The 12047-nt window shown below is 69.0% G+C and carries 10 protein-coding genes; 7 read left to right on the forward strand and 3 right to left on the reverse strand.

Annotated elements, in window-relative coordinates:
• Positions 1 to 8: 8 nt before the first annotated feature.
• Together flhA and ACYVO7_RS06770 are read right to left on the reverse strand one after the other, a co-directional pair.
• Positions 9 to 2147, reverse strand: a complete 2139-nt coding sequence (gene flhA, locus ACYVO7_RS06765) for a flagellar biosynthesis protein FlhA (protein WP_460449052.1) — start codon at positions 2145 to 2147, stop codon at positions 9 to 11.
• Positions 2148 to 2259: 112 nt separating this feature from the next.
• A complete protein-coding gene (locus ACYVO7_RS06770; protein ID WP_460449053.1) occupies positions 2260 to 4686 on the reverse strand; it encodes a GcvT family protein in 2427 nt (808 codons plus the stop codon).
• A 278-nt stretch (positions 4687 to 4964) separates the two neighbouring features.
• On the opposite strand from ACYVO7_RS06770, the gene ACYVO7_RS06775 reads away from it, so the two are divergent.
• Positions 4965 to 5399 (forward strand): type II toxin-antitoxin system HicB family antitoxin, encoded by a 435-nt coding sequence (locus ACYVO7_RS06775; RefSeq protein ID WP_460449054.1) that lies wholly within the window; start codon positions 4965 to 4967, stop codon positions 5397 to 5399.
• A gap of 35 nt (positions 5400 to 5434) precedes the next feature.
• Here ACYVO7_RS06775 and ACYVO7_RS06780 read toward each other — a convergent pair whose 3' ends face one another.
• Positions 5435 to 6994, reverse strand: coding sequence for a trimethylamine methyltransferase family protein (locus ACYVO7_RS06780; RefSeq protein WP_460449055.1), 1560 nt, complete (start codon positions 6992 to 6994; stop codon positions 5435 to 5437).
• 314 nt (positions 6995 to 7308) lie between these two features.
• Between ACYVO7_RS06780 and ACYVO7_RS06785 the strand changes: the two genes are divergently transcribed.
• From ACYVO7_RS06785 to ACYVO7_RS06810, 6 genes are all read left to right on the forward strand, one after another.
• Positions 7309 to 8013: a corrinoid protein gene (locus tag ACYVO7_RS06785; RefSeq protein ID WP_460449056.1), complete on the forward strand. Its 705-nt coding sequence runs from the start codon at positions 7309 to 7311 to the stop codon at positions 8011 to 8013.
• Between the two features lie 163 nt (positions 8014 to 8176).
• A complete protein-coding gene (locus ACYVO7_RS06790; protein WP_460449057.1) occupies positions 8177 to 8830 on the forward strand; it encodes a DUF1638 domain-containing protein in 654 nt (217 codons plus the stop codon).
• A 76-nt stretch (positions 8831 to 8906) separates the two neighbouring features.
• Positions 8907 to 9203 carry a virulence factor gene (locus tag ACYVO7_RS06795; protein ID WP_460449058.1) on the forward strand — a complete coding sequence of 99 codons (297 nt, stop codon included), beginning with the start codon at positions 8907 to 8909 and terminating at the stop codon, positions 9201 to 9203.
• Between the two features lie 83 nt (positions 9204 to 9286).
• On the forward strand, positions 9287 to 9811 hold the full coding sequence (locus tag ACYVO7_RS06800; RefSeq protein WP_460449059.1) for a methylenetetrahydrofolate reductase C-terminal domain-containing protein: 525 nt from the start codon (positions 9287 to 9289) through the stop codon (positions 9809 to 9811).
• Positions 9812 to 9842: 31 nt separating this feature from the next.
• Positions 9843 to 10874 (forward strand): methylenetetrahydrofolate reductase, encoded by a 1032-nt coding sequence (locus ACYVO7_RS06805; protein WP_460449139.1) that lies wholly within the window; start codon positions 9843 to 9845, stop codon positions 10872 to 10874.
• A gap of 104 nt (positions 10875 to 10978) precedes the next feature.
• A complete protein-coding gene (locus ACYVO7_RS06810; protein WP_460449060.1) occupies positions 10979 to 11893 on the forward strand; it encodes a dihydropteroate synthase in 915 nt (304 codons plus the stop codon).
• Positions 11894 to 12047 lie beyond the last annotated feature (154 nt).

Below are 12047 nucleotides of genomic sequence, written 5' to 3' on the forward strand. Positions count from 1 at the left end.
CCGCCGCCTCAGATGCTCCCGACCGTCTTCAGCCGCGCCCGGGGGTGGATCTCGGACTGCGAGATCACCGGCGTCTCGCGCCGGAAGCGCTCGATGATCGAGCGCACGAAGGGGCGCGCATAGGCGGACGTAACCAGCACCGGGATCTCCCCCTGGCGGGCCGCGTCCTCGAAGCGGTCGCGCACCAGGATGACGAAATCCTGCAGGCGCGAGGGCTGCATCGCGAGGTGCCGGTCGTCGCCCTGGCCGACGATCGATTCCGCGAAGGTCGTCTCCCAGGCGGGCGACAGCGTGATGATCGGCAGCTGGCCCTGCGGGTTGGAGTACTGGGCGCAGATCTGACGGGCGATGCGCTGGCGCACCACCTCGGCGATGTCGCGCGGGTTCTTGGTGATGTTCACCGCCTCCGCGACGCCTTCCAGGATGGTCCCGAGATCGCGGATGGAGACGCGCTCCCCAAGCAGGATCTGCAGCACGCGCTGGATGGTGGTCATCGGGATCTGGCTCGGCGCCAGCTCCTTGACGAGGTCGCCATGCTCCTTTGGCAGCTCCTTCAGGAGCTTCTGCAGCTCCACATAGGACAGGAGCTCCCCGACATTGGCCTTGAGGATCTCGGTGAGGTGCGTGGAGATCACCGTGGCGGCGTCCACCACCGTGTAGCCCCGGATCTGCGCGTCGTCGCGCAGCGACGCGTCGATCCAGGTCGCCGGAAGCCCGAAGGTGGGCTCGATCGTGTGCTGCCCGGGCAGCTGGATCGAGCCGCCCATGGGGTCGATCGCCATGAACTGGCCCGGATAGACCACGCCCTGGCCGGCGTCGACCTCCTTGAGCTTGACCACGTAGTTGTTGGACTCGAGCTGAACGTTGTCGAGGATGCGCACCGACGGCATCACGAAGCCCATCTCCATCGCGAGCGTGCGCCGCAGCGCCTTGATCTGCTCGGTCAGCCGGTCGCCGCCATTCGGGTCGTTGACGAGGGGCAGCAGCGCGTAGCCGATCTCGATCTTCAGGTCGTCGATTTTGAGGACCTCGGCCATGGTCTCTTCGCGCTGGGCCTGCGCCTCGCCGGCCTTGGCGGTCGCTGCGTCGGCCGTGGCGGTCGCCGCGTTCTCCAGACGCGACAGCCGGCGGGCGAAGAAGGCGGCGCCCGCCGCGAGCCCCAGAAAGGGGATCATCGGAATGCCCGGCAAGAGGCCGATGATCCCCATCACGGCGGCGGACATGCCGAGCGCCTTCGGCATGGTGGCGAGCTGCTTGGACAGCGCCTTGGCGGCCGAGCCGCTGACGCCCGCCTTCGACACCAGCAGGCCCGCCGCGGTGGAGACGATCAGGGCGGGGATCTGCGACACCAGGCCGTCGCCGACCGTCAGGAGCGTGTAGCTCTGGCTGGCCTGCGCGAAGGTCAGGTTGTGCTGCACCACGCCGATGATGATGCCCCCGATGACGTTGATGAACGTGATCAGCAGGCCCGCGATGGCGTCGCCGCGCACGAATTTCGACGCGCCGTCCATGGCGCCGAAGAAGGACGATTCGTCCTCCAGGTCCTTGCGGCGCTTCTTGGCGGTGGCCTCGTCGATCAGCCCGGCCGACAGGTCGGCGTCGATCGCCATCTGCTTGCCCGGCATGGCGTCCAGCGTGAACCGCGCGGCCACCTCGGCGATGCGGCCGGAGCCTTTCGTGATGACCACGAAATTGACCACCAGCAGGATCGCGAAGACGACGATCCCGATGACGAAATTGCCCGCCATCACGAAGCTGCCGAAAGCCTCGATGACATGCCCGGCGCCGCTCGTTCCGGTATGGCCGTTGGACAGGATGAGCCGCGTGGACGCCAGGTTGAGCGCCAGCCGAAGCATGGTCGCCATCAGCAGCACGGTCGGGAAGGCGGAGAATTCGAGCGGCGCCTCGATGAACAGCGCCGTCATCAGGATCAGCACCGACAGGATGATCGAGACGGCGAGGAACAGGTCGAGCAGGAACGCCGGCAGCGGCAGGATGAGCACCACCAGGATGCCCATGACGGCGATCGCAAGCGCGATGTCGGGCCGGATGAGCGTCGCGCCCATCTTGCCGAAGTTCAGCCCGGCCCCGGCCGGCCGCGGCCTGGCCTGCGGCGCTGCGCCGTCGATCACCGAAACGTCGGTCATGCCCGCCCGAACCCCACGCGACTGCGGCCGGCGGAAAACCGGGCGCACCCCTGGGCAATTTCTGCCGGGTTGATGGTTAGCGCGGGGTTAACGGCGGCGGCCTGGCGCAGGGCTAGCCGCGCATCCGCGCGCCGTCGAGATCGAACAGCGGGACACGCTGCGGCGCGGCCCGCCGCTTCTCGCCGATGATCTCGATGGTGAAGCCGTCGTCCACGTCCGCGAGCGCCCTGGGCACGTAGCCCATGGCCACCGAGGCGCCCGCCGCATGCGCAAAGCCGCCCGACGTGACCCAGCCGACGGCCTCGCCGCCGTGCCAGATGGGCTCGTCCCCGATCGCGTCGGCGTCCGCGGCGTCCACCGTGAAGGTGAGGAGCCGCAAGGAGCCGCCGCCGGCCTTCTCCTCCAGCGCAGCCTCGCGTCCGATGAACTCGCCCTTCTGCGGGTGCACGAACCGCCCCAGCCCGGCCTCGAGCGGGCCGTAGATGGGCCGGTACTCGCGCGCCCAGGTCCCAAAGCTCTTCTCCAGCCGGAGCGCGTTCAGCGCCCGCAGGCCGAAATGGCCGATCCCGAGGTCCTCCCCGGCGCTCCAGAGCGCGTCGAACAGCGCGCGCTGGCAGTCGGGCTCCACCCAGATCTCGTAGCCGAGGTCGCCCGTGAACGAGATGCGGCCCACGATGGCCGGCACGGGGCCGACATCCATGGCGGCGATCGACAGGAAGGGAAACGCGGCGGTCGAGAGGTCCTGCCGGACGAGCCTTTGCAGCAGGTCGCGCGCCCGCGGCCCGGCGATGCTGAGTCCCTGCATCCGCTGGCCAAGCGGGTCGATGCGCACGCCCTCGGCCGGCGCGTGCTGGAGGAACCAGCGCATGTGATATTGCTCGGCCGGGCCCGAGCCGATCACCAGGAAGCGCTCCGGCCCGAGCCGCCCGACCGTGAAGTCGCCGATGAGCTTGCCGCGCTCGTTCAGCATGGGGGTGAGCGAGATGCGCCCCTGGGCCGGCATGCGGCCGGCCAGCACGCGGGCCAGGAAAGCTTCGGCGCCCGGTCCCGTCACCTCGTATTTAGCGTAGCCGGAGGTTTCCAGCACCCCGACGCGCTCGCGCACGGTGCGGCATTCCTCGCCGATCGGCCCGAAGGCGTTGGAGCGCCGGAACGAGAACACGTCCTTCGGCTCCGTCCCGACTGGCGCGAACCAGAGCGGGTATTCCAGTCCGTAGCTCTCGCCCATGACGGCGTTGTCGGCCCTGAGCCGGTCATAGAGCGGCGTGGTGCGCAGGGGCCGCCCGGCCTCGAGTTCCTCGTTGGGGAAGCGGATGCGGAAACGCCGCGAGTAGTTCTCCTTCACGCGCGCGTTGGTGGTCGCCAGCGTCGCCCAGTCGCCGTAGCGGGCGACGTCCATGGCCCACACGTCGAAGCCCGGATCGCCCTGCGTCATCCAGTTGGCGAGAGCCAGCCCGACGCCGCCGCCCTGGCTGAAGCCCGCCATGACGCCGCACGCAACCCAGTAGTTGCGCAGGCCCCGCACGGGCCCGACCAGCGGGTTGCCGTCCGGCGCGAAGGTGAAGGGGCCGTTGATGATCTTCTTGATGCCGGCCCGGGCGAAAGCCGGGAAATGCTCGAAGCCGACCTCCAGCGACGGCGCGATGCGGTCGAGGTCCGGCTCCAGCAGATCCTGTCCGAAATCCCAGGGCGTGACCTGCTCGGACCAGGGCTTGCCGGCGCGCTCATAGGTGCCCATCAGCATGCCGCCGCGCTCCTGGCGGGTGTAGATCTCGCCCTCGAAGTCGAGCGCCGTGATCACCTCTTTGCCGGTGGCGGCGTTGACCTCCGCCACCTCGGGCATGTCCTCGGTGAGCAGGTACATGTGCTCCATGGCGAGCACCGGCAGCTCCAGCCCGGCCATGCGGCCGCATTCGCGCGCCCACAGCCCGCCGGCGTTGACCACGTGCTGGACGTGGATGGTCCCCTTCTCGGTGACGACGTCCCAGGTTCCGTCCGGGCGCTGGATCGTGTCCACCACCCGGTTGCGCAGCACGATCTCGGCGCCCTTCAGCTGAGCCGACTTGGCGTAGGCGTGGGTGGTTCCGTAGGGGTCGAGATGGCCCTCCAGCGGGTCGTACATGGCGCCGAGGAAGCGGCTCTCGTCGATCAGCGGCATCAGCCGCTTGGCCTCGGCGGCCGAGATGATCTCGGTGTGCATGCCGAGATAGCGCCCCTTGGCGTGCGCCATCCTGAGCCAGTCCATGCGCTCGGGCGTGCCCGCCAGCATGACGCCGCCGGTGAGGTGGAGGCCGCAGGAGACGCCCGAGAGCGCCTCGATCTCGCGGTAGAGCTCCACCGTGTATTGCTGCAGCTTGGCGACGTTCGGGTCGCCGTTGAGCGTGTGGAAGCCGCCCGCCGCGTGCCAGGTGGAGCCGGAGGTGAGCTCCGCCCGCTCGACGAGCACGATGTCCGTCCAGCCCGCCTTGGCGAGATGGTAGAGCACCGAGCACCCGACGACGCCGCCGCCGATGATCACGGCCTGGGCTTGGGTTTTCATGGCTTGATCCTGATGCCGCAAACTTGACAATCGGCGCAACTATGCGCATTTATTTGCGCATTGTTTGAGCCATTGCCGTGCCAAAGTTCGAGTTGGACGGGCGCCGCATTCGCGCGCGGCTGGAGGCCGGAGGCTGGTTCATTTATCGCCAGGACGGGCCTCACGACGTTTATTGACACGCCTCCAAGCCCGGCCGTGTCGTTGTCCCGCGCCATTGCGGCGACCTGCTTTTCGGGCTGGCCCGATCCATCGCCAAGGCGGCGGGGTGGGCGTGATGCGTGGCGCAACGGAAAGGTGACATGACGCGGTTTGTTGCGATCGTCGAGAGCGGACAGCCGCGCCAATACGGGGCCTGGTTCCCGGATGCGCCCGGCTGTGTGTCGGTGGGCGCGACCTTCGACGAGGCGATCGCGAACGCCACGCAGGCGCTCAGGCTTTGGGCCGAAGACGCCATGGCGTCTGGCGAGGACCTCCCCGCGGCACGGGATCCGAAGACCCTGCTCGGTGAAGCGGACGTCAAGGAATCCATCACGCGGGGCGCGGCGTTCGCATTCGTTCCGTTGCTGGTCGACTCCGGCCGGCCCGCCCGCGCCAATATCTCCCTCGACGCGAACCTGCTGCAAATGATCGACGCCGCCGCGAAAGCGCGCGGGCTGACCCGCTCCGCGTTCCTGGCGTCGGCGGCGCGCGAGAAGATCCTCGCCGAGGCGTGAGCCTGCCCGTTGGAACGGACCCATGATCATGGCCCTCAATAATCCGTCGGCGCGCCGCCCTCGGCCTTGCGGCGGGCGACGAAGGCTTCGAGCTCTTCCCTGACGGCGGGATCAAAGGCCGGCTCATGGTAGTTCGCCAGGCGCTGCTTGTAGAGCCGGTTGGCGGTGTCGTAGGCGGTCGGCGAGCCGGCCTCCCGCCAGCTCTCATAATTGCGCCAGTCGGAGATCATCGGGGCGAAGAAGGCGGTGCGATAACGCGCCTGGGTGTGGGCGCAGCCGAAGAAGTGGCCGCCCGGCCCGACCTCTCGCATCGCCGAAAGCGCGAGTTCGTCCTCGTTCACCCGCACGGGACGCAGGAACTCCGACACCATGTCGAGCAGGTCGGCGTCCAGCACCATCTTCTCGAAGCAGGCCTGCAGGCCCCCCTCCATCCAGCCCGCGCCGTGCATGAGCAGGTTGGTTCCGCCCATGATCGCGCCCCACAGCGAGAACACGCTCTCATAGGCCGCCTGGGCGTCGAGCGTGTTGGCCGCATTGGCGTTGGAAGAGCGGTAAGGCAGCCCGTAGCGCCGCGCCAGCTGTCCGCCGAGCAGCGCCGCTTTCATGTATTCGGGCGTGCCGAAGGCGGGCGCGCCGGACTTCATGTCCACATTGGAGGTGAACCCGCCATACACGAAGGGCGCGCCGGGCCGGACGATCTGGCACAGCGTGAGGCCGGCCAGCGCCTCGGCGTTCTGCTGCGCCACCGCCCCCGCCAGGGTGACCGGCGCCATGGCGCCGGCCAGGGTGAACGGCGTCAGCACCACCACCTGGTTGCGCTTCGCCATCTGGATCACGCCCTCCAGCATCGGCCCGTCGAGCCGCAGCGGCGAGGACGAGTTGATGATGGTGAAGACGGAGGGCTCGCGCTCCAGCGTCGCGTCGTCGATCCCGCGCGCGATGCGGATCATCTCGATCGCGTCGAGATTGCGCTCGCGTCCCAGCGAGTAGGCATGGATCGGTTTGTCCGACAGGGTCAGCATGTCGTAGAGCGCGTCGAGGTGGCGCACCGACGCGTGGATGTCCGCGGGCTCCACCGGATAGCCGCCCCACAGGTGGACGGCGTCGAGCCCCTGCCCGAGCTTCAGAAAATTCTGGAAATCGGCGCGGCAGCCGGGCCGGCGCCCGCCGTCGCGGTCGGCCGCGTTCGGCGCGCTCGCGACCGAGCAGAAGGCCAGGGCGTCGCCGCCCAGCGTCACGCTGCGGGCCGGGTTGCGGGCATGCAGGGTGAACACGCGGGGCGCGAGCCCGATCTGGGCCTCCACCAGCGCGCGCGGGAAACGCACCCGCTGCGACGACGGATCGACCTCCGCGCCCGCCTCGCGCAGGATGCGCCGGGCGCCTTCGTGCAGGAAGTCCATCCCGATCTCTTCCAGGATGGTCAGGGAGGCCTCGTGGATGGCCTCCAGTTCGTCGGCCGAGACGGCCGGCGTGGGCGCGAAGGGGAGCCGGGGTTGCGGGCGAACGCCTGCGGCCGCGGCGGGGTCCCCGTCGCCGCCGCCCTCCCCGCGCCCCCTGCGCCGCCGTCCCCTGGTCTCGCTTGCGGCGTCCGACACTGGCGTCTCCTGGCGGGGCGGTCTGGCGGGGGCGGTCGGCGGAACCGGCGCGGCGGGGTTGACGAAAGTCAGTCTCGACCAAGGCTGGGCGGCCGCTTGCCCTGAAGCCGACATGCACTGGCCCAGCCTCGACGCCGAGCCCGCACGCCCCCGCGGCGCGGCCGCGCGAGCGCCCGCTTCAGGCGGACGAATTCACGACCATGTCGCCGCCATGTCATCGGATGTCTTGCGGGCGACAATGCGTTATAGGGAACGCCGACAAGCTGACACCATCGCCCGCCGCCCTTGCGGGCGCCTGTCCGGAGATGAGCCTGATGGCCGGAGACGATCTCGACCTCAATTCCCTGTCGGACGACGAACTCGTCGAGCAGATGCACGACGATCTCTACGACGGCCTTAAGGAAGAGATCGAGGAAGGCGTCCGGATCCTCCTGTCGCGCGGCTGGACGCCTTACGACCTGCTCACGCAGGCGCTGGTGGAGGGCATGCGGATCGTCGGCAACGATTTCCGCGACGGCATCCTGTTCGTGCCGGAAGTGCTGATGTCCGCCAACGCCATGAAGGCCGGCATGTTCATCCTGCGGCCTCTGCTGGTGGAGACCGGCGCGCCCAAGATCGGCAAGATGGTGATCGGCACCGTCAAGGGCGACATCCACGACATCGGCAAAAACCTCGTCTGCATGATGATGGAGGGCGCCGGCTTCGAGGTCATCGACCTGGGCATCAACAACCCTGTCGAGAACTATCTGGAGGCGATCGCGACCCACCAGCCCGACATCCTGGGCATGTCGGCGCTGCTCACCACCACCATGCCCTACATGAAGGTCGTCATCGACACGCTGAGCGAGAAGGGCATGCGCAACGACTATGTGGTGCTGGTCGGAGGCGCCCCGCTGAACGAGACCTTCGCCAACGCCATCGGAGCCGACGCCTATTGCCGCGACGCCGCCGTGGCGGTGGAGACCGCCAAGAGCTTCATGGCCAAGCGCCAGGGCTCGGTGCAGTCGAAGACGGCTTGAGGCGTCACTCTCCCCGCTGTCATCCCCGGCGCGCCGCAGGCGCGGGAACGGGATCCAGCGGGACGGCGCCGACAGGGTCTGGATCCCCTTTCCCTCCGCGGCTGCGCCGCTCCGGCCGGGGATGACGGCGAGAGGCAGCATCTTGAACGATCGCCTGGAAACCATGGGAGCTGATCAGGAAGGAGGCGTCGCGACGCCCGCTCCGCCCCGCACCCTGGTGATCGCCTGCGGGGCGCTGGCGCGCGAGCTTCTGGCCGTGGTCGAGGCGAACCGGCTGACCCATCTCGACGTGACCTGCCTGCCCGCCATCCTGCACAACCGGCCGGAGAAGATCCCCGCCGAGGTGCGCCGCAAGATCCGGGCGGCGCGCGGGCGCTACGACGAGATCCTCTGCCTCTACGGCGATTGCGGCACCGGCGGCCTGCTGGACGAGGTGCTGGCCGAGGAGGGCGTCGCCCGCATCGAGGGCGCGCATTGCTACGAGTTCTTCATGGGCGCGCCGGATTTCGCGGCGCTGACGGACGCCGATCCGGCGACGTTCTTTCTCACCGACTACCTCGTCCGCCACTTCGACCGGCTCATCGTCAAGGGGCTCGGCCTCGATCGCTTCCCGCAATTGCTGCCGACTTACTTCGGCAACTACACGCGCGTGGTGTACCTGGCGCAGGTCGAGGACCCGGCGCTCGACGCCAAGGCGCGAGCGGCGGCGCAGCGGCTGGGCCTGGCGTATGAGACGCGGCTGACGGGTTTGGGCGGGATCGCCGCGTTCGTGACGCCCGAAAACGCTGACGTCATACGACCAGCCCCCTCATCCTGAGGAGCCCGGCGCAGCTGTGCGTCTCGGAGGACGAGGGGTTTTGTGGCGCTGTTTTGGTCATTGAACGAGGATATTCATGCCCCAGCTCACCATCCTCTACTGGCGCGACATCCCCACGCAGGTGATCGCCAAGGCGGGCCGCACGGCGGCCAAGCGCGAGTTGTCGAAGCGCTTCATCGAGGCCGTCGACATGGCGGCGATGCGCTCCGGAGCCGCCGCCACGGACGACTACCTGGCCGACTGGCGCAAGGGCGACCCGGTCGAATGCGGCGCCGATCTGGAGGCCGAGGCGGCCGCGGCCGCCGAGCGGCTGGAAGCCGAATACGACAAGGCCGCTCTCAAGATGCTGATCGACAACCAAGGTCGCGCCTAGAGCATTTTCCAGCGCATGGAGCGTCGGCTCCGGCGGCCGGATCGGCTCAACTGCGCGAGCGATCCCGGCCCGTGAGAGACGCGATGCTGACCCCCGCCGCCTTCGAACCGCCCGGCAAGGCGCCCCCTCGGGGCGAGCGCCGCCTGCGCTTCTTCTCCATCCGCCACGCCCGGCTGATGGAGACGCTCTACGGAGCCTTCGAGCCGCTCCTGACGCGGCTGCATCCGGCTTTCGCGTGGATCGGCTACGACCGCCTGGAGCGCCCGGCCGCCGCGGTGGAGCGCGCCGTCAAGGGGGCGCTCTTCGACTGCCGCATGTGCGGCCAGTGCGTCCTGTCCTCGACCGGCATGTCCTGCCCGATGAACTGCCCCAAGAACCTGCGCAATGGCCCCTGCGGCGGCGTGCGCCAGGACGGGGGATGCGAGGTCTATCCAGACATGCCCTGCGTGTGGGTGAAGGCCTGGGAGGGCAGCCGCCTCATGCGCGGGGGCGACGCCATCGCCGCGCCCCAGCCCCCCATTGACCACCGCCGCAAGGGTGAATCCTCCTGGCTGCGGGTCGCGCGCGAGACGAACGGCGCGGCGCCGGCCGCGCCCTCGGCGCATTGAGCCGGCCATGACCCTGGACGGAGACGCCCGGATGGCGCCGCACCCCGACGACATCGGCCCGGAGCCGCACGCCCCGCTCCCGCCCCTCCCGGGCCACTCCTCCCGCGGGCGGCTCGAGCGGGTGCTGCGCCGCGGCGAGTTCGCCGTCACGGCGGAGCTGAACCCGCCCGACTCCGCCGATCCGGAGGAGGTCTATCACCGCGCCCACATCTTCGAGGGCTGGGTCGACGGCATCAACGCCACCGACGGCTCCGGCGCCCATTGCCACATGTCGAGCGTGGCGATCTGCGCGCTCCTGACCCGCATCGGCTACTCGCCGATCATGCAGATCTCCTGCCGCGACTACAACCGCATCGCCATTCAGGGCAACGTGCTCGGCGCGGCGGCGCTGGGCGTCTGCAACGTGCTCTGCCTGACCGGCGACGGCGTGCAGTGCGGCGACCATCCCGAGGCCAAGCCCGTTTTCGACCTCGACTCCACCTCGCTTCTGTCGGTGATCCGCACCATGCGGGAGGAGAAGCGCTTCCTGTCCGGGCGCAAGCTCACGAGCGCCCCGGACCTGTTCCTCGGCGCGGCCGAGAACCCCTTCGCGCCGCCCTATGACTTTCGGCCGATCCGCCTCGCCAAGAAGATCGCCGCGGGCGCGCAGTTCTGCCAGACCCAGTACTGCTTCGACCTACCCCTGCTGGAGCGCTTCATGCAAAGCGTCCGCGACATGGGGCTGGACCGGCGGTGCTTCATCCTGGTCGGCGTCGGGCCGCTCGCGTCCGCCCGCACGGCGCGGTGGATGCGGGCCAATGTGGCGGGGGTGCACATCCCCGATCATGTGATCGAGCGCCTCGAGGGCGCGCAGAACCAGAAGGCCGAGGGCAAGCGGATCTGCATCGAGATGATCCAGCGGATCCGCGAGATCCCCGGCGTCTCCGGGGTGCACGTCATGGCCTACCGGCAGGAGGAGTATGTCTCGGAGATCGTGCACGAGTCCGGGGTGCTGCGCGGCCGCACCCCGTGGCGTCGCGATTTCCAGCCGAGCCTGCAGGCGGTCGAGAGCCTCGGCGCCTGAGGCCTGCGGAGTGACAAAACAAACGCTATGTTTTTCATAGCGAACGAGCTGTGCTATCTACGCGCCGCCCGAGAGGCGGCTGACGCCCCTGATGGAGGACCGACATGACGGAGACTGTGATCACCTCGGACCGGAAGAAGGTGGTGATCGGGTTCGAGCATCGTTTCGTCATGATCGGAGAGCGCATCAACCCCACGGGCCGCAAGCTCCTGGCGGCCGAGATGGCGGCCGGCGACTACAGCCGCGTCGTGGCCGACGCGATCGCGCAGGTCGAGGCGGGCGCCCAGATGCTGGACGTGAACGCCGGCATCCCGCTGGTCGACGAACCCAAGATCCTCGCCGAATGCATCCAGCTGGTGCAGAGCACCGTGGACGTGCCGCTCTCCATCGACTCTTCGATCGTCGCGGCGCTCGAGGCCGGCCTCGCGGTCTACAAGGGCAAGCCGCTGGTGAACTCGGTCACCGGCGAGGAGGAGCGCCTCGAGCAGGTGCTGCCGCTGGTGAAGAAGTACAACGCCGCCGTGGTGGCCATCTCCAACGACGAGACCGGCATCTCCGAGGACCCGGATGTGCGGTTCGCCGTCGCCAAGCGCATCGTCGAGCGCGCCGCCGACCACGGCATCCCCCGCGAGGACATCGTCGTCGACCCCCTCGTCATGCCCGTGGGAGCGATCAACGACGCCGGCCGCAAGCTCATTCACCTTCTGCGCCGCCTGCGCGAGGAGCTGAAGGTCAACACCACCTGCGGCGCCTCCAACTTCTCCTTCGGCCTGCCCAACCGGCGCGGCCTCAACGCCTCCTTCCTGCCGATGATGATCGGCGCCGGCATGACGTCGGCGATCATGAACCCGCTGCATCTGGAGGACATCCAGGCCATCCTGGGCGCGGACGTCGTAATGGGGGCCGACCCCAATTGCGGCGCCTGGATCCGCAAGTTCCGCGAACCGGCTCCGGAGGGCGCCGCCGGCGAGGGCGGCCGTCGCCGCGAAGGCCGGCGGAGAGCGCGCGAGCAGGCCTAACCCCGCCTCTCCGTCATCCCCGGAGGCGCGCAGCGCCGGGAAGAGGATCCAGTCTGGCGTCTGGCGTTGTTCTGGATCCCCTTCCCGACCTGCTGCGCAGGTCGCCGGGGATGACGGCGGCGAGGTTCAGCCGCCACGATTCTCCTTCAGGGGA

It is taken from the genome of Alsobacter sp. SYSU BS001988 (assembly GCF_054796215.1).